The 16,576-nt window shown below is 54.1% G+C and carries 16 protein-coding genes; 13 read left to right on the top strand and 3 right to left on the bottom strand.

The annotated features are described in order from the left end of the window. Window positions 1-31: 31 nt before the first annotated feature. Window positions 32-1,975, bottom strand: a complete 1,944-nt coding sequence (locus ACU8YC_RS01960; RefSeq protein WP_446894955.1) for a methyl-accepting chemotaxis protein — start codon at window positions 1,973-1,975, stop codon at window positions 32-34. A gap of 155 nt (window positions 1,976-2,130) precedes the next feature. Further along, entirely contained in the window at window positions 2,131-2,460 is a 330-nt protein-coding gene (gene hdeB / locus ACU8YC_RS01965) for an acid-activated periplasmic chaperone HdeB (RefSeq protein WP_043016321.1), read from the bottom strand. A 399-nt stretch (window positions 2,461-2,859) separates the two neighbouring features. Here hdeB and ACU8YC_RS01970 point away from each other — a divergent pair, with 399 nt between their 5' ends. The 7 genes from ACU8YC_RS01970 to ACU8YC_RS02000 are packed head-to-tail and all read left to right on the top strand — an operon-like array spanning window position 2,860 to window position 9,776. After that, window positions 2,860-3,726: a MurR/RpiR family transcriptional regulator gene (locus ACU8YC_RS01970; RefSeq protein ID WP_252838782.1), complete on the top strand. Its 867-nt coding sequence runs from the start codon at window positions 2,860-2,862 to the stop codon at window positions 3,724-3,726. 14 nt (window positions 3,727-3,740) lie between these two features. Further along, window positions 3,741-4,328, top strand: a complete 588-nt coding sequence (gene ddpX / locus ACU8YC_RS01975; RefSeq protein WP_446894956.1) for a D-alanyl-D-alanine dipeptidase — start codon at window positions 3,741-3,743, stop codon at window positions 4,326-4,328. A 15-nt stretch (window positions 4,329-4,343) separates the two neighbouring features. After that, a complete protein-coding gene (locus ACU8YC_RS01980) occupies window positions 4,344-5,906 on the top strand; it encodes an ABC transporter substrate-binding protein (RefSeq protein ID WP_187259656.1) in 1,563 nt (520 codons plus the stop codon). A 43-nt stretch (window positions 5,907-5,949) separates the two neighbouring features. Continuing rightward, complete coding sequence (locus tag ACU8YC_RS01985; RefSeq protein ID WP_187259655.1) at window positions 5,950-6,972, top strand: ABC transporter permease; 1,023 nt, start codon at window positions 5,950-5,952, stop codon at window positions 6,970-6,972. Next, entirely contained in the window at window positions 6,969-7,865 is an 897-nt protein-coding gene (gene ddpC, locus ACU8YC_RS01990; RefSeq protein WP_210905089.1) for a D,D-dipeptide ABC transporter permease, read from the top strand. Before ACU8YC_RS01985 ends, ddpC begins: the two co-directional genes overlap by 4 nt. Further along, window positions 7,862-8,848, top strand: coding sequence for an ABC transporter ATP-binding protein (locus ACU8YC_RS01995; RefSeq protein ID WP_446894957.1), 987 nt, complete (start codon window positions 7,862-7,864; stop codon window positions 8,846-8,848). Before ddpC ends, ACU8YC_RS01995 begins: the two co-directional genes overlap by 4 nt. After that, on the top strand, window positions 8,841-9,776 hold the full coding sequence (locus ACU8YC_RS02000; protein ID WP_286544888.1) for an ABC transporter ATP-binding protein: 936 nt from the start codon (window positions 8,841-8,843) through the stop codon (window positions 9,774-9,776). Before ACU8YC_RS01995 ends, ACU8YC_RS02000 begins: the two co-directional genes overlap by 8 nt. Window positions 9,777-9,795: 19 nt before the next feature. Here the strand turns inward: ACU8YC_RS02000 and ACU8YC_RS02005 are convergent, their stop codons facing one another. Further along, a complete protein-coding gene (locus ACU8YC_RS02005) occupies window positions 9,796-10,686 on the bottom strand; it encodes a LysR family transcriptional regulator (protein ID WP_446894958.1) in 891 nt (296 codons plus the stop codon). 142 nt (window positions 10,687-10,828) lie between these two features. Between ACU8YC_RS02005 and ACU8YC_RS02010 the strand changes: the two genes are divergently transcribed. From ACU8YC_RS02010 to ACU8YC_RS02035, 6 genes are read left to right on the top strand one after another with little or no spacing between them, the layout of a single operon-like run. Then, entirely contained in the window at window positions 10,829-11,536 is a 708-nt protein-coding gene (locus tag ACU8YC_RS02010) for a CoA transferase subunit A (RefSeq protein WP_187259651.1), read from the top strand. A gap of 2 nt (window positions 11,537-11,538) precedes the next feature. Further along, on the top strand, window positions 11,539-12,195 hold the full coding sequence (locus tag ACU8YC_RS02015; RefSeq protein ID WP_151219240.1) for a CoA transferase subunit B: 657 nt from the start codon (window positions 11,539-11,541) through the stop codon (window positions 12,193-12,195). A gap of 10 nt (window positions 12,196-12,205) precedes the next feature. Next, the gene (locus ACU8YC_RS02020) at window positions 12,206-13,411 is read left to right on the top strand and encodes an acetyl-CoA C-acetyltransferase (protein WP_446894959.1); all 1,206 of its coding nucleotides are present in this window, start codon (window positions 12,206-12,208) and stop codon (window positions 13,409-13,411) included. Further along, window positions 13,401-14,324 carry a 3-hydroxyacyl-CoA dehydrogenase family protein gene (locus ACU8YC_RS02025; protein ID WP_151219242.1) on the top strand — a complete coding sequence of 308 codons (924 nt, stop codon included), beginning with the start codon at window positions 13,401-13,403 and terminating at the stop codon, window positions 14,322-14,324. The genes ACU8YC_RS02020 and ACU8YC_RS02025 overlap by 11 nt, the downstream gene beginning before the upstream one ends. A gap of 43 nt (window positions 14,325-14,367) precedes the next feature. After that, window positions 14,368-15,762 carry a GntP family permease gene (locus tag ACU8YC_RS02030; RefSeq protein ID WP_446894960.1) on the top strand — a complete coding sequence of 465 codons (1,395 nt, stop codon included), beginning with the start codon at window positions 14,368-14,370 and terminating at the stop codon, window positions 15,760-15,762. Between the two features lie 11 nt (window positions 15,763-15,773). Beyond that, window positions 15,774-16,544, top strand: coding sequence for a 3-hydroxybutyrate dehydrogenase (locus ACU8YC_RS02035; RefSeq protein ID WP_446894961.1), 771 nt, complete (start codon window positions 15,774-15,776; stop codon window positions 16,542-16,544). Window positions 16,545-16,576 lie beyond the last annotated feature (32 nt).

Here is a 16,576-nt window from a genome sequence, read left to right on the forward strand (position 1 = left end):
ACAACGTTTGCACCCGGATATCGTGTCGTTATCAGGCAACTGAAGGCTCAGGCAATCTGAATGACGAGACCAACAACGCCAACTGTTCCGCCTCCTCTTTCAATGCCTGCGTACGTGCGGCGGCATCATCAATTAACGAGGCGTTTTGCTGAACGGTGCTGTCCATTTCGGTAACGGCCAGCGTAACTTCTGAAACGCCCTTACGCTGTTCTTCACCCGCCACACGAATTTCCCCCATCAGCTGACGTACCTGACGTACATTGCTGACCAGTTCTCCCAGACGTTCGCCCGCATGGTGAATTTGCTGGCTTCCGCTACCAACATGAGAAACGGATTCATCTATCAACGCTTTTATTTCCTGTGCAGCGGTGGCACTTCGCTGGGCCAGCGTGCGCACTTCGGAGGCCACAACGGCAAAGCCTCTGCCTGCATCACCCGCTCTGGCAGCTTCAACCGCAGCGTTGAGGGCGAGGATATTGGTCTGGAACGCAATGCTGTCGATGACTGCAACAATTTCTACCATTCTGCCGGATGACGCGCTGACGTTGTCCATCGTAGAGATAACGCCCTGCATCACATCGCCGCAGCGGTTGGCCGTTTGCGCTGTGCTATCGGAGAGTTCATCCGCCAGTTGTGTATTACTGGCATTTTGATGAACGGTTGCGTTTAATTGTTCCATCGCCGCTGAACTCTCTTCCAGCGCCGCGGCCTGCTGCGTTACGCGAGATGAAAGTTCCATATTACTGTCTGCCAGACTGACGGCGTTATTCGCCACTACCACGCTACTGCTTCTGACGGTGATCAGGACGGCTGCGATTTTATCGACGAACAGGTTAAACGCTTCGGCGATGGCTGAAATCTCATCTTTACCACGCACATCCAGGCGACGGGTAAGATCGCCTTCTCCCTGTGCAATGTCATCAAGTGCCTGACGAGTATCATCGAGACGCGAAATCAGTCGGCGAACCACTAGCCAGGATCCCACCAGCAACAGCGTCATAATCGGGATCAAAACTTCCAGTACGTCCTGCATCATCACTTTAGCAAGGCCGACGATACGTGATTCAGGCGTCACCAGTCCCACTACCCAACCGGTATCTGCCATCGGGAACAGCATCACCCGGGACGCCGTATTCAGGACGTTGTCGTTTGCAAGCGTAATAGTCTTCACCCCATCTGTCGGGCGGAGAGATTTCAGGCCGTTTTCCACCGGGATAAGCCATTGCGCGCTTTGCGCCAGTTCATTAATGGTTTTATATTTTGCCAAATCGGCCTGCGGGAAGTAGAGAATTTGCCCCTGTTTGTCCACCACAAGCGCGTAACCTCCGGTGCTGTTTCCCTGCTGTTGCATAAAGGTGGCGACGTTATCCAGACGAATATCGGTGGTAGCAACCCCGGCAAACTTGCCCGCCAGTTGATATGGCACGCTGCACGTTACCATGTTGACGCCCGAACTGGCGTCCTGATACACATCAGACCATAGGCAGCTGTTTTGTGAATGGTTTTTGGCGTGCTGATACCAGCTTTCATTATGGTATCCGCTTGATCCTTCGACGTTATAGTCGTTGGAATACACCAGTTTTCCTTCCGCATTACGCGCCCAGAAAAAGCTGCGCTTCTCCACGCCAGCGGTAAAGGCGCCTGGTTCTGGCCAAATGCCGCCGCCGGTAATAATCGAGTCTTTACTTTCGCCAATCAGATGTGGAACGACGCTTTGGTAGAGGGATTCATCGTTGGGCAATACTTCAGCCAGTCGTGACAGGCTGACGGTCTCGCCTTCAATTCGGGACAACACGGTACTCAGTTGACGGGTTAAACCTTGCCCTGTTTCTTCGATCAGTGCTGTGTTGATTTCAACAACGCGCGGCTGACCACGCCAGAGCATAATCGCCACAATAACAAGCGTCGTGACTGCAAGCAGCAGAATGCCGCCGATGGTTAAACGCGTTGAAATACGAGTGGGATACCAGGCCATACAAACTCCTTGTGCGAAAGGCTAAGTTTTATCCAGTATCGGCACAGGCGTTTATATCTTTATAAAGTTTTCTTAAGTATCACAAAATAAATAAGTGACGTTGTCACGAATAGCAAAACCCAGCACTTGGACTGGGTTTAAATAACAACTTAATCTTATTTTGATAATTCTTTTTTGATTTCGTCTTTTATTTTACTTAATTCACTCTGCGGATGTTTTTTACAAAGTTCAACGGTCAGAGGAACTGCGGTAGTGACGGTTTCGTTATAGTCCACGTAATCACCACCTTTGAAGTCTTCGTCTTCATTGAGCACCCAGAAAGCCACTGGAGCCATAGTTTGCGGGTTCAAATCAATAAACTCCTGGCAGCTCATGCCTTTCGGAGTCACTTCAGTTTTAGCGTTATCAGTTGCTGCATTGACGCTGACACTGGTTAACAGCGCTGCGACCAGAATACCTGCTGTAGAAAGGGAGAATTTATTCATTGTAGTACTCCATTTATAATATAAATAATATCTACACTTGCGCTTCAAACCGTTAATGTAGTTCGCAAAAAATAATACCCCTACCTTCATAAGAATAAAGATCAACACCATGGATATGGCTGAAATTTATATTTCACATTACTGATTCTGATGTTCGAGCGCAAAACGTGGCCACAATGTGATCGTTCCGACGAAATCAGTAGATTCATACTCCATACCCCTGTCACTGCACCAAAACTGAACTACGCTGCACAAATGTTGATCATTGGTTAACGAATTTGAGTTGAATTTTAACAAAAACAGCCAGCATGCCGCTGTTACCAGCCTGGCACGCGTCCTGCATTGTTAATTCGCTAACAGTGAGCCGTAATCTGACAGACAACTAACAGCGAGAAAGTAATGACAGCGAAACCTGAGTTATTTACCCGCATAGAGCAGACCTTTAGCCAGCTGACGCCCAGCGAAAAGCGCGTGGCCGGATGGCTGTTAGCCCATGCTGTACAGATCCCTTTTGAGACGGCGGATGGTATCGCGAAAGCGACCGGAACCAGCGGCATTACCGTTGGACGCTATCTGCGTAAACTGGGCTTTCGCAATCTGGAAGATGCAAAAGCCAGCCTGCGAGAACTACCCGTAGTTCCCTATCAGCCCTGGGGTATGAACGAGCGGTTGGACTCCTGGCACCAGCAACAAAGTCTGTCCGATCGCGCGCAGCAGTCGCTGTTACTGGAAATCGACGCTATTACCCACGTTTATCAGCTTGCTCAGGGCGAGACATTTTTACGCATTGCGCAACAGCTGGCGCATGCTGAAGCCGTGTTTATCCTTGGGATCCAGTCTACCCGCGGGATCGCCAACGCTTTTTTCAGCCATCTGGAATACCTGCGGCCTAAAGTCAGCTACTCCGAAGGGCTTTCAGGCAGTTGGGTGGAATCACTGAATTCGGGTTTCACCCAGCCTTACGTAGTGATCACCGATATGCGCGCCTACTCTGCGGTCTCCAGACAATATTGCCGTATCGCCACAGAGCGCTGCATTCCGCTGGCGCTGGTCACCGATGTGTGGTGCCCGTGGGCCAGAGACTATTCCATTGATTTGCTTCAGGTGAAAACTGACACCGGGCATTTCTGGGATTCACTGGCGCCGGTGAGCTGTCTGTTCAACTTATTACTCTCTGCGGTGGTGGCACAACTGGGTGACTCCCTCACAGAACGCCTGCAAACCAATCGCCAGTTACAACAACAATTTGGTCAATTTGAACAATAAACAGGAAACGTGCTATGTCAGAGACCCCAGAACTGGTCGATCTGTCGGTGATATTCCCGTCACTGCATATCGATCTTAAATACGCTACTGCAGATAACATTACCGGTGTGCCAATTTACCGGGAAGCACGTTGTCTGTTGCACACCGAGGCGGTAACCGCGCTGGCTAAAAGCATCAGTATTGCGCAACTGGCGGGCCTGAAGCTTGTTGTGTACGACGCGTATCGCCCGCAGCAGGCACAGGCGGTGCTGTGGAATGCGTGTCCGGATCCTCAGTACGTTGTCGATGTGGCGATTGGTTCTAATCACAGCCGCGGCACGGCTATTGACGTTACGTTAATGGACGATCGCGGCAAGGTCCTTGATATGGGAGCCGGTTTTGATGAAATGCACGACCGTTCCCATGCCTGGCATCCGTCTGTTCCTCCGATTGCACAGCGTAATCGCCTGCTGCTCAATGCCATTATGTTCGGCGGCGGCTTTGTCGGTATCAACAGCGAGTGGTGGCATTTTGAATTACCTGATGCCGCCCGCTATCCGCTGCTTGACGATCAGATAGATTGTTACACTGTCACTCCCACAGCAACACAACATCCCCTTTGATTCTGGAGCCTGGTTATGAAGACTACACCTGCGTTAAACGCGTTTTTTCGCCCCGCTCTGATTGCCGTTGCGCTGGCGTTTGCCCTGCCCGCCGCACAGGCCGCCGTTCCCAAAGATATGTTGGTGATTGGTAAAGCAGCCGATCCACAAACGCTCGATCCCGCCGTGACCATCGATAACAACGACTGGACGGTCACCTACCCCTCTTATCAGCGACTGGTTCAGTACAAAACCGACGGCGGTAAAGGCTCCACGGAAGTTGAAGGTGATTTAGCCAGCGGCTGGAAAGCCTCTGACGACCAGAAAGAGTGGACGTTTACCCTGAAAAACGATGCCAAATTCGCCGACGGAACGCCGGTAACGGCTGACGCGGTAAAGCAATCTTTTGAACGCTTGCTCAAAATTGGCCAGGGCCCTGCAGAAGCATTCCCGAAAGATCTGAAGGTTGAGGCTATCGATAACACGACGGTGAAGTTTACCCTCAGTCAGCCGTTTGCGCCGTTCCTGTATACGCTGGCGAATGACGGAGCCTCAATCATTAACCCGGTCATCTTAAAAGAGCATGCTGCAGACGATGCACGTGGATTCCTGGCGCAAAATACGGCAGGCTCTGGTCCGTTCATGCTTAAAAGCTGGCAAAAAGGACAGCAGTTGGTGCTGGTTCCTAACCCGTATTATGCCGGTGAAAAACCTTCGTTTAAGCGGGTTTCGGTAAAAATCATCGGTGAAAGCGCCTCCCGCCGACTGCAATTGTCACGTGGCGATATCGACATTGCCGATGCGCTTCCTGTAGACCAGCTTGCGGCCTTAAAACAGGAAGGCAAAGTTAACGTAGCGGATTATCCCTCACTGCGCGTGACCTATCTGTATTTGAACAACAGTAAAGCGCCGCTCAATCAGGTGGATTTACGCCGCGCCATCTCGTGGGCCACCGATTATAAAGGCATGGTAAATGGGATCCTCAGCGGCAACGGGAAGCAAATGCGTGGTCCGATCCCTGAAGGCATGTGGGGTTTTGACGACAAGGCCATGCAGTACAGTTTTGATGAGGCCAAAGCGAAAGCGGCGTGGGACAACGTTGCCAGCAAACCTGAAAGCCTGAGCTTCCTGTACTCTGATAATGACCCTAACTGGGAACCTATCGCGCTCGCCACTCAGGCAAGTCTTGGCAAACTGGGTATTAAGGTGAAGCTGGAGAAACTGGCAAACGCCACCATGCGTGACCGTGTAGGTAAGGGAGATTACGACATTGCCATTGGCAACTGGAGCCCGGATTTTGCCGACCCGTACATGTTTATGAATTACTGGTTTGAGTCAGACAAGAAAGGTTTACCCGGTAACCGCTCCTTCTACGAAAACAGTGAAGTCGATAAGCTGCTGCGTAGCGCCCTGGCGACCACCGATCAGGCGGCCAGAACCAAGGATTACCAGCAGGCGCAAACCATCGTAATTGATGAAGCTGCCTACGTTTATTTATTCCAGAAAAATTATCAGTTGGCGATGAACAAAGACGTTAAAGGATTTGTATTCAACCCCATGCTGGAACAGGTCTTCAATATCTCCACCATGAGTAAATAAGCCACGTTGATGCGGAGCCGCTCGGCTCCGCAAGGGGAATCTAATGACGTTCTGGAGCATTTTACGCCAGCGATGCTGGGGACTTATTCTGGTGGTGATCGGTGTTTGCGTAATCACCTTTATTATTTCACACCTGATACCTGGCGACCCCGCACGGCTGCTGGCAGGCGATCGCGCCAGTGATGAAATTGTCGAAAATATTCGCCAACAGCTAGGGCTGAACCAGCCGTTGTATGTTCAGTTTTTTCGCTACGTCAGCGATATTTTCCATGGCGATTTAGGCATTTCCATTCGTACCGGCCGTCCGGTACTGGATGAGCTACGCATCTTCTTCCCCGCCACCCTTGAGCTGGCTTTCTGCTCCTTGTTGCTGGCGCTGCTCATCGGTATTCCGTTGGGCATTTTATCTGCGGTCTGGCGCAACCGCTGGCTTGATCACCTCGTTCGCCTGATGGCGATCACCGGCATCTCTACGCCTGCATTCTGGCTGGGGCTGGGGGTTATTGTGCTGTTTTATGGTCATCTGCAAATTTTACCCGGCGGCGGGCGTTTAGACGACTGGCTGGATCCACCCGCTCACGTCACCGGGTTCTACCTGATTGATGCACTGCTGGAAGGCAATGGCGAAGTCTTTTTCAATGCGCTTCAGCATCTGATCCTGCCGTCGCTGACGCTGGCTTTTGTGCATCTCGGAATCGTTGCCCGCCAGATTCGCTCTGCCATGCTGGAGCAACTCAGTGAAGATTACATTCGTACCGCTCGCGCCAGCGGGTTACCGGGCTGGTACATCGTGCTGTGCTATGCATTGCCTAACGCACTCATTCCATCAATCACTGTCCTCGGCCTGGCGCTGGGCGATCTGCTCTACGGTGCGGTGCTGACCGAAACGGTCTTCGCCTGGCCGGGGATGGGTGCCTGGGTAGTGACATCAATTCAGGCGCTCGACTTCCCGGCGGTAATGGGATTTGCCGTGGTGGTCTCCTTCGCCTATGTGCTGGTCAACTTGGTGGTGGACTTGCTCTATTTGTGGGTGGACCCTCGAATTGGACGTGGAGGCGCACAATGATGCTCACACAAGAAACGCCCGCGGCACCGCTGACCGTTCGCCGTCGCACGGACTGGTCCAAACTGTTCTGGATGATGAAAAGCAGCCCGCTGACGTTGGTTGGCGGGGTCATCATCGTATTGATACTGCTGTTGATGGTGCTGTCGCCGTGGATAACCCCTCACGACCCAAACGCCATCGATTTAAGTGCGCGCCTGCTGCCCCCGTCAGCAACTCACTGGTTTGGTACCGATGAAGTTGGCCGCGATCTGTTCAGCCGCGTTCTGGTGGGGAGCCAGCAGTCGGTCGTTGCGGGTCTGGTGGTAGTGGGTATTGCCGGAGGAGCGGGTTCACTGCTGGGCTGCCTGTCAGGTGTTATGGGCGGACGTGCAGATGCGATCATTATGCGCATGATGGACATTATGCTGTCTATTCCCTCGCTGGTGCTGACGATGGCGCTGGCTGCCGCGCTGGGTCCAAGCTTGTTTAACGCCATGCTGGCGATTGCGATCGTAAGAATTCCTTTTTATGTGCGCCTCGCCCGCGGTCAAACGTTAGTGGTGCGTCAGTTCACCTATGTACAGGCGGCGCGCACTTACGGGGCTTCACGCTGGCATCTTATTAGCTGGCACATTTTACGTAATTCTCTGCCCCCACTCATCGTGCAGGCTTCGCTGGATATCGGCAGTGCGATCCTGATGGCTGCCACGCTCGGGTTTATTGGTTTGGGCGCACAGCAACCGAGCGCTGAATGGGGCGCGATGGTCGCAATTGGCCGCAATTATGTGCTTGATCAGTGGTGGTATTGCGCTTTCCCCGGCGCGGCAATTCTGATTACCGCCGTGGGCTTTAATCTCTTTGGCGATGGTATTCGCGATCTGCTGGATCCGAAAGCCGGAGGAAAACAGTCATGACACAACCCGTGCTGGAAATCGAAGATTTACATTTGAGTTTCCCCGGCTATAAAGCAGAGGTGCATGCGCTGAACCATGTCTCGTTACACATCAACCGCGGAGAGATCGTTGGCGTGGTGGGTGAATCCGGTTCCGGTAAGTCCGTGACGGCCATGCTCACCATGCGTCTGCTGCCGGAGGGGAGTTATCATATTCACCAGGGACGCGTTTCGCTGCTGGGTGAAGATGTGCTCAATGCCAGCGAGAAGCAAATGCGTCAATGGCGCGGCGCACGCGTCGCGATGATTTTTCAGGAACCCATGACGGCACTGAATCCAACCCGACGTATCGGTCAGCAAATGGTGGAGGTTATCCGTCATCATCAGGCGTTGAGCCGCATGGATGCTCGTCAGAAAGCCATCGCTTTACTCGAAGAGATGCAAATCCCGGACGCGTCGGAAGTCATGAAACGTTTCCCGTTTGAGCTTTCCGGCGGGATGCGCCAGCGTGTCATGATAGCGCTGGCCTTTTCCTGCGAGCCAGAGCTTATTATTGCCGATGAACCAACCACCGCGTTGGACGTCACGGTGCAACTGCAGGTGCTGCGGTTACTGAAATTAAAAGCGCGAGCCAGCGGTACTGCCGTGTTATTTATCAGCCATGATATGGCTGTGGTTTCACAGCTATGCGATCGGTTATACGTCATGTATGCCGGAAGCGTGATTGAGAGTGGCCCGACGCAAACCGTTATTCAACACCCGACGCATCCTTATTCTATTGGCCTGTTGAAATGCGCCCCCGAACACGGCGAGCCGCGCGCATTGCTACCTGCGATCCCCGGCACCGTGCCGAATTTAACCTGCTTGCCGGCGGGATGCGCATTTCGCGAGCGCTGCTTTGCCGCTGGTCCTCGCTGTGAAGAAACACCCGCGTTAAGCAGTCAGGGAGGCGCGGAGCAACAATCTGCCTGCTGGTACCCGCAACTGGAGACAACACATGTCTGACTTTTTACTGGATCTGCAGGATGTCCATGTCAACTTCCCTGCGCGTAAAAACTGGCTCGGCAAAGTAACGGAGCGAGTACATGCGCTCAACGGTCTGGATTTACAGATCCGACAAGGGGAAACGCTGGGAATTGTTGGCGAGTCTGGTTGCGGAAAAAGTACGCTGGCGCAACTGCTGATGGGCATGCTGAAACCCAGTAAGGGAAACTATGGCCGCCGTGGTGACAAGCAACATAACGGTATGCAGATGGTATTTCAGGATCCTCTTTCATCGCTGGATCCTCGCTTACCGGTGTGGCGAACTATCACTGAGCCGGTATGGATCCAAAAACGGAATCCGGAACGTGAGCGCCGCATGCTTGCCGAAGATTTGGCCCAACAGGTGGGAATCCGCCCAGAATATCTCGATCGTCTGCCGCATGCGTTTTCCGGTGGACAACGTCAGCGTATTGCCATCGCCCGGGCGCTATCGTCAGAGCCGGATGTTATCGTACTTGATGAACCCACTTCGGCACTGGATATCTCCGTACAGGCGCAAATACTTAACCTGCTGGTGTCACTGCAGGCGCGCAGAAACCTGACCTACGTGCTGATCTCGCACAATGTGTCGGTGGTCCGCCATATGAGCGACCGCGTGGCGGTAATGTACCTCGGGCAAATTGTTGAGCTGGGCGATGCGCAGCAGGTTCTCACTCAACCCGCCCATCCCTACACGCGATTATTGTTGGATTCCGTCCCTAAAACGGGAGCGCCGTTGGCGGAAGATTTAGTGTTGCGGAAAACCGAACTTCCGGGAAATCGAACTCTGCCAGAGGGCTGTTTTTTCCGTGACAGATGCCCGCTTGTGACCAGCGGTTGTGAGAAGAAACAGGCATTATTGAAAAGTGATACCGGATGTGACGTTCGCTGCTGGCGGGCGGTTACATGACCTGAGCCGTTGAGAAAAGTCAGGTGCGATACGCCTTTTTCAGTGAATCCACCAGCACTTCAGAGGCGGTAGATAACTTATGATGTGCCGAACGCAAAACGCCGATCCGACGTTGGATCACCGGCGTATCCAGATCGATACAGATTGCGCCCAGCTCGGTCATTTGCGTACGGCACAATGCTGGCACGGCGCTGCCGCCCAATCCACTCGCCACCAGGCGACCAACTGTCACCAGTTGATGGCTCTCCAGCGCCACCTCCAGCGTATGCCCGCTTTGTACCAGATGTTCTTCCAGCATCAGACGCACGGCGGAAGGTCGTTGCAGGGTGATGAAATCCAGCGTCAGCAGTTCGCGCCACGCAATACGATCCCTCCCCGCCAGTCGGCATGTCGGCGGCACAATCGCAATAAAACGATCCACGCCGAGCGGCGTGAAATGCAGATGACCTGAGTAGTCAGGCTCAAAGGCGATACCCATCTCTACCCGCCCTTCGCTGACCATCTCAATCACCTGTTCGTTGATCACATCGTGTACCGTTACGTTGATACCAGAGTAAGAGTCACGAAACGTTTTCAGTACCGATGGCAGGACGTTAGCGGCAAATGAAGGCATGGCGGCAATCGAGATTTTACCGCGCTGTAGCGTAAAGTGTTGGCGCATTGCCTCTTCCGTATTCTCCCAGTCCGCCAGCAGTTGTCGTCCCATGTTCAGCAGCGTTTCTCCCTCCTGCGTCAGGGTCACTTTGCGGGTGGTTCTCAACAGTAACGCCCCGCCCAGGGAATCCTCCAGTCCTTTAATCGCCAGGCTTAATGCGGGTTGCGACATATTCAGTCTTTCACTGGCATGAGCAAAATTCAGAGTGTGAGCTACCGCTAAAAACGCGCGTAACTGTTTGATGCTCATTCCCATTTCGCATTCCCTTAACTTGTTGAATACCTTTAATTAACATTAAATTGATAAAAAAACCCAATGATTGAGTCACAAATTTAAAATTAACAAATCATTTTTCACCCCCAATGATGTCGGCAAGGACAACTGGAGGGGCAAGTGTATGGCTGGACTGGATAAACGGGTTGCCACTTATCAAGAGGCGCTGGAAGGACTGACCGATAACATGACGCTGCTGGCGGGCGGTTTTGGTTTATGTGGGATCCCTGAGAACCTGATTGCCGAAGTACGCCGTCGGAAAGTTCAGGGGCTTACGGTGGTGTCAAACAATTGCGGCGTGGATGGTTTTGGCCTTGGTGTACTGCTGGAAACGCGGCAGGTGCGTAAAGTTGTCGCATCCTATGTGGGTGAGAACGCTCTGTTTGAGCAGCAGGTACTCAACGGCGAACTGGACGCTATCCTGACGCCGCAAGGCACGTTGGCGGAGCAACTTCGGGCAGGCGGCGCGGGGATCCCGGCATTCTTTACCGCAACCGGCTACGGAACCCCGGTCGCACAAGGAAAAGAAGTTCGTGAATTTGCCGGACGCCCTTACATCCTGGAGCAGGCAATTACTGGTGATTTTGCCTTGGTTAAGGGCTGGAAAGCCGACTGGTACGGCAACGTTATTTACCGTCACACCGCACAGAATTTTAATCCACTGATGGCCGCGGCCGGGCGAATCACCGTCGTGGAAGTCGAAGAAATTGTCCCTCCCGGAGAGCTTGACCCCGCCGCTATTCACACCCCAGGAATTTTTGTTAACCGCATTATTCAGGGGCAATTTGAAAAACGTATTGAACAACGCACCCTTCGCCACAAAGGAGCCTGACCATGTTAACGCGTGAACAAATGGCGATGCGTGTCGCCCGCGAGCTGCGCGACGGTTATTACGTCAACCTTGGGATTGGTATTCCCACTCTGGTGGCGAACTACATTCCCGATGGCATGGACGTCATGCTGCAATCAGAAAACGGTTTGCTGGGTATGGGCCCGTTCCCCACGGAAGACGAAATTGATGCAGACATGATCAATGCCGGAAAACAGACCGTTACAGCGCGCAAAGGCGCGGCGATCTTCGACTCGGCGCAATCCTTCGCCATGATCCGCGGTGGCCACGTCGATCTGACGGTACTCGGCGCGTTTGAAGTGGATGTTAACGGCAATATCGCCTCATGGATGATCCCCGGAAAAATGGTGAAAGGCATGGGGGGCGCGATGGATTTGGTTGCTGGTGCTGACAACATCATCGTGGTGATGACGCATGCCTCCAAAAGTGGTGAGTCGAAACTGCTTCCCTCCTGCACCCTGCCGCTGACCGGCGTGGCCTGCATTAAACGCGTGCTTACCGATCTGGCGCTGCTGGAGATCGCCGATGGCGCGTTCATTCTGCGTGAGCGTGCGCCGGGCATCAGCGTGGATGAGATTGTCGCCAGAACAGCCGGCAAGCTGATCGTTCCCGAAAACGTCCCCGAAATGCAATTTAGCTGAGGATCTGACCATGCAGGATGTTGTTATTGTCGCCGCAACGCGTACTCCGATTGGCAGTTTTCATGGCGCGTTGGCGCCGCTTTCCGCCGTTGAGTTAGGCTCGGTAGTGATCCGTTCTCTGCTGGAAAAAACCAACCTGGCGCCTGAACAAATTGATGAGGTGATTTTAGGTCAGGTACTAACGGCAGGCTGCGGCCAGAATCCGGCCAGGCAAACGGCGTTACGCGCAGGACTGCCTGCAACCACGCCCGCGTTAACCATTAATCTGGTGTGCGGTTCGGGCCTGAAGGCGGTGCATCAGGCGGTCCAGGCGATTCGCTGCGGCGATGCGCAAATCGTAATAGCCGGTGGTCAGGAGAGCATGAGCAATGCGCCCTATTTTCTCGACGGTGCGCGAGCCGGTCTGCGGTTGGGCCATGCCAGTATGAAAGACAGCGTGGTACATGACGGCTTGTGGGATGCGTTCAACGATTATCACATGGGAATTACCGCGGAAAATCTGGCGGATAAATTCGTTATCAGTCGCGAGCAGCAGGACGCCTTTGCTCTGCGTTCCCAGCAAAAAACGGCTGCCGCCATGGAAGCCGGTCGTTTTATCGCGGAAATCACGCCGGTCAGCGTCCCGCAGGGTAAAAAACCGCCGCGCGTTGTGAACCATGACGAACAGCCTCGCCCGGATACCCAGGCTGAGAAGCTGGCGCTGCTCAAACCAGCGTTTCGCCCTGGTAACGGCACAGTGACCGCCGGGAACGCCTCTTCAATCAACGATGGTGCCGCCGCAGTGATGTTGATGAGCGCCGCCAAAGCAGCAGAACTCAATCTGCCGGTTCTTGCCCGGGTGGCGGGCTACGCCGTTTCCGGCGTCGACCCTTCCATTATGGGCATTGGGCCGGTAGAGGCCACACTCCAGTGCCTGAAGCGAGCGGGCTGGACGTTGAATGATGTCGATCTCATTGAAGCCAACGAAGCCTTCGCCGCACAAGCGCTGGCAGTTGGTGAATCCCTGAACTGGGACAGCGACCGGGTGAACGTAAACGGCGGTGCGATTGCGCTGGGCCATCCCATCGGCGCATCAGGTTGCCGAATTCTGGTGACGCTGCTGCACGAAATGGCGCGTAGTAACGCGACCAAAGGGCTGGCTACGCTGTGCGTAGGCGGCGGTCAGGGCGTAGCCCTGGCGGTAGAGCGTTTGCAGGAGGTCCCTCATGCAAAGTAAATATGTCTGCGTATTGGGCGCGGGTTTAATGGGCGTCGGTATTGCCACCCACTTTGCTCGTTATGGTCACGATGTCTGGCTGTATGACACCGATAGCGACCGAATTGCTGAAATTGGCGCCGTTGCCAGCGGTATTCTGGATGAACTGATCACCGCCGAAAAGTTTGCCGCTGACGAAAAAGATCAGGTTGTGAGTCGTCTGCACGGTACGACTTCGCTACCGGAGATTGCTGCGTGCGGATTACTGATTGAAGCCATCCCGGAGCGGCTCGGGCTCAAGCACGCGTTGTATGCGCAACTGGAAAAACTGATCGCACCGGAGGCCGTCATTGCCAGTAATACCAGCGGCCTGCCGCCGGATGCGCTGGCAGAAAAGCTCGCCCATCCTGAGCGGCTGCTCATCGCCCATTTCTGGCACCCGCCACATTTTATCCCGCTGGTCGAAATTGTCCCCGGCACCGCCACGAAACCGGAATACCTGCGTGAGCTGCAACAGCTGCTGCTCTCGATGCAACTGGAAGCCGTCGTCCTCGACCGCGCAGCACCTGGTTTTGTCGGTAATCGCCTGCAATTTGCGCTGCTGCGTGAAGCATTACATATCGTAAAAAGCGGTATCGCCAGCGCAGAGGTGGTGGATCAGGTCATGCGTGCCTCGCTCGGTCGCCGCTATGCGATGGTTGGCCCGCTGGAGGCGGCAGATATGACCGGACTTTCTACGGTGCAGGACATTTGTCGGCATCTGCTGCCGGAACTGGCCACCGGTAGCGACATGATGTCGCTGGTCGCGGATAAGGTTGCCTCTGGTGATACCGGCTTGCGCAGCGGCCAGGGGTTTTATCGCTGGGATGATTCGCGCAAGGAGTATATCCAGCAACGCCGAGAGCATCAGCTGCGCTTTGCCCTGAAACCGTAACTTCTCTTTCTGTACCCCACTATAACAATGATATTGAGGAGTCATGATGAGTGTATTAATCGCCTTGGCAGCGCTGGGCCTGCTGATGCTGGCAGCCTATCGCGGGTACAGCGTTATCCTGTTTGCCCCCATCGCGGCATTAGGTGCTGTATTGCTGACCGAACCCAGCGCCGTTGGCCCTGCCTTCACCGGCCTGTTTATGGAAAAAATGGTCGGTTTTGTGAAGCTTTACTTCCCGGTATTCTTACTGGGAGCGGTATTTGGCAAGTTAATTGAGTTATCCGGTTTTTCTCGATCGATCGTTGCCGCCGCCATCAACATTCTCGGGCGTCGTCACGCCATTCCGGTGATTGTGTTGGTGTGTGCGCTGTTGACCTACGGCGGCGTGTCGCTGTTCGTGGTGGCGTTTGCGGTGTATCCGTTTGCGGCGGAACTGTTCCGCCAGAGCAATATTCCGAAGCGCCTGATCCCGGCAACCGTGGCGCTGGGCGCGTTCTCATTCACCATGGATGCGCTACCTGGTACGCCGCAAATCCAGAACATTATTCCAACCAGCTTCTTCGGGACTAACGCCTGGGCCGCGCCTTGGCTGGGTCTGATCGGTTCCGTGTTTATCATCGTTGTCGGTCTGGTTTATCTCGAACGCCAGCGCCGTAAAGCACAGGCGAAAAACGAAGGCTATGGCACTGAACTGTTAAATGAACCGGAAACGCCGGATAACATTAACCTGCCGAACCCGATAATTGCTATCTCGCCGCTGATCCTGGTCGGGGTATTTAACCTGCTGTTTACCCGCTGGATCCCCCAATGGTATGGTGCCACGCATCAACTGGAACTTCCGGGTCTTGCCAAACCGATTACCACCGAAGTCGGTAAAATCACCGCTATCTGGGCGGTAGAAGCAGCGCTGATCTCTGGGATCTTGCTGGTGGTGGTGTTCGGCTATCGCAACATTAAAGGTCGCCTGGCGGAAGGCAGCCGAACGGCGGTTGGCGGCGCAATCCTCGCGGCCATGAACACTGCGTCAGAATACGGTTTTGGCGCGGTGATCGCCGCCCTGCCCGGATTCCTCGTACTGTCAAAAGCGCTGGCTGCCATTCCCGATCCATTGCTCAATGAGGCAATTAGCATCACCACGCTTGCCGGGATCACCGGTTCAGCATCTGGCGGCATGAGTATTGCGCTCGCCGCCATGTCGGACACCTTTATCGCTGCCGCTCATGCCGCAAATATCCCACTTGAAGTCTTCCACCGCGTCGCCTCTATGGCCAGCGGAGGCATGGATACTCTGCCGCATAACGGGGCGGTGATTACGCTGTTGGCTATTACCGGTCTCAGCCACCGTCAGGCGTATGGTGGGATTTTCGCCATTACCATAATTAAAAGTCTGGTCGTGCTGTTTGTGATCGGCGTTTTCTACACCACCGGAATTGTTTAAGGAGAATCATCATGAACTTAACGGGAAAAGTAGCCCTGGTTACCGGCTCTACCAGCGGTATCGGATTAGGCATCGCGCAGGTGCTGGCGCAAGCAGGCGCTACGCTGATCCTCAACGGATTTGGTGATGTCGATGCCGCCAAAGATGCCGTTGCGCAGTATGGCAAAACACCGGGCTATCATGGCGCAGACTTAAGCGATGAAGTACAAATTGCCGACATGATGCGTTATGCCGAAAGCGAATTCGGTGGTGTGGATATTCTGGTCAACAACGCCGGGATCCAGCATGTTTCACCGGTAGAGACCTTTCCGGTTGATAAGTGGAACGCGATTATCGCTATTAACCTCTCTTCTGTTTTTCACACCACGCGCCTGGCACTTCCCGGCATGCGCACGCGTAACTGGGGGCGCATCATTAATATCGCCTCTGTTCATGGTCTGGTGGCGTCAAAAGACAAATCCGCTTATGTGGCAGCGAAGCATGGCGTGGTGGGTTTAACCAAAACCATTGCGCTGGAAACCGCGCAGACGGGAATCACTTGCAATGCGCTGTGCCCCGGCTGGGTGCTGACCCCGCTGGTCCAGCAGCAGATTGATAAGCGTATTGCCGACGGGGCTGAACCTGATGCGGCGCGTGACGCTCTGCTGGCGGAAAAGCAGCCGTCACGCGAATTCGTTACGCCGGAACAGCTGGGTGAGCTTGCGCTGTTTTTGTGCTCAGACGGTGCGGCGCAGGTACGTGGCGTCGCGTGGAATATGGATGGCGGCTGGGTGGCGCAATAAATTACATTGGCCGGATAAGACCCCGTCGTATC

The sequence above is a fragment of the Citrobacter sp. VF227 genome, from assembly GCF_052950715.1.

What these genes read in the sequence shown, in the direction of transcription:
- ACU8YC_RS01960 (WP_446894955.1), bottom strand. Translation starts at nt 1,975, where the DNA reads ATGGCCTGGTATCCCACTCGTATTTCAACGCGTTTAACCATCGGCGGC.
- hdeB (WP_043016321.1), bottom strand. Translation starts at nt 2,460, where the DNA reads ATGAATAAATTCTCCCTTTCTACAGCAGGTATTCTGGTCGCAGCGCTG.
- ACU8YC_RS01970 (WP_252838782.1), top strand. Translation starts at nt 2,860, where the DNA reads ATGACAGCGAAACCTGAGTTATTTACCCGCATAGAGCAGACCTTTAGC.
- ddpX (WP_446894956.1), top strand. Translation starts at nt 3,741, where the DNA reads ATGTCAGAGACCCCAGAACTGGTCGATCTGTCGGTGATATTCCCGTCA.
- ACU8YC_RS01980 (WP_187259656.1), top strand. Translation starts at nt 4,344, where the DNA reads ATGAAGACTACACCTGCGTTAAACGCGTTTTTTCGCCCCGCTCTGATT.
- ACU8YC_RS01985 (WP_187259655.1), top strand. Translation starts at nt 5,950, where the DNA reads ATGACGTTCTGGAGCATTTTACGCCAGCGATGCTGGGGACTTATTCTG.
- ddpC (WP_210905089.1), top strand. Translation starts at nt 6,969, where the DNA reads ATGATGCTCACACAAGAAACGCCCGCGGCACCGCTGACCGTTCGCCGT.
- ACU8YC_RS01995 (WP_446894957.1), top strand. Translation starts at nt 7,862, where the DNA reads ATGACACAACCCGTGCTGGAAATCGAAGATTTACATTTGAGTTTCCCC.
- ACU8YC_RS02000 (WP_286544888.1), top strand. Translation starts at nt 8,841, where the DNA reads ATGTCTGACTTTTTACTGGATCTGCAGGATGTCCATGTCAACTTCCCT.
- ACU8YC_RS02005 (WP_446894958.1), bottom strand. Translation starts at nt 10,686, where the DNA reads ATGGGAATGAGCATCAAACAGTTACGCGCGTTTTTAGCGGTAGCTCAC.
- ACU8YC_RS02010 (WP_187259651.1), top strand. Translation starts at nt 10,829, where the DNA reads ATGGCTGGACTGGATAAACGGGTTGCCACTTATCAAGAGGCGCTGGAA.
- ACU8YC_RS02015 (WP_151219240.1), top strand. Translation starts at nt 11,539, where the DNA reads ATGTTAACGCGTGAACAAATGGCGATGCGTGTCGCCCGCGAGCTGCGC.
- ACU8YC_RS02020 (WP_446894959.1), top strand. Translation starts at nt 12,206, where the DNA reads ATGCAGGATGTTGTTATTGTCGCCGCAACGCGTACTCCGATTGGCAGT.
- ACU8YC_RS02025 (WP_151219242.1), top strand. Translation starts at nt 13,401, where the DNA reads ATGCAAAGTAAATATGTCTGCGTATTGGGCGCGGGTTTAATGGGCGTC.
- ACU8YC_RS02030 (WP_446894960.1), top strand. Translation starts at nt 14,368, where the DNA reads ATGATGAGTGTATTAATCGCCTTGGCAGCGCTGGGCCTGCTGATGCTG.
- ACU8YC_RS02035 (WP_446894961.1), top strand. Translation starts at nt 15,774, where the DNA reads ATGAACTTAACGGGAAAAGTAGCCCTGGTTACCGGCTCTACCAGCGGT.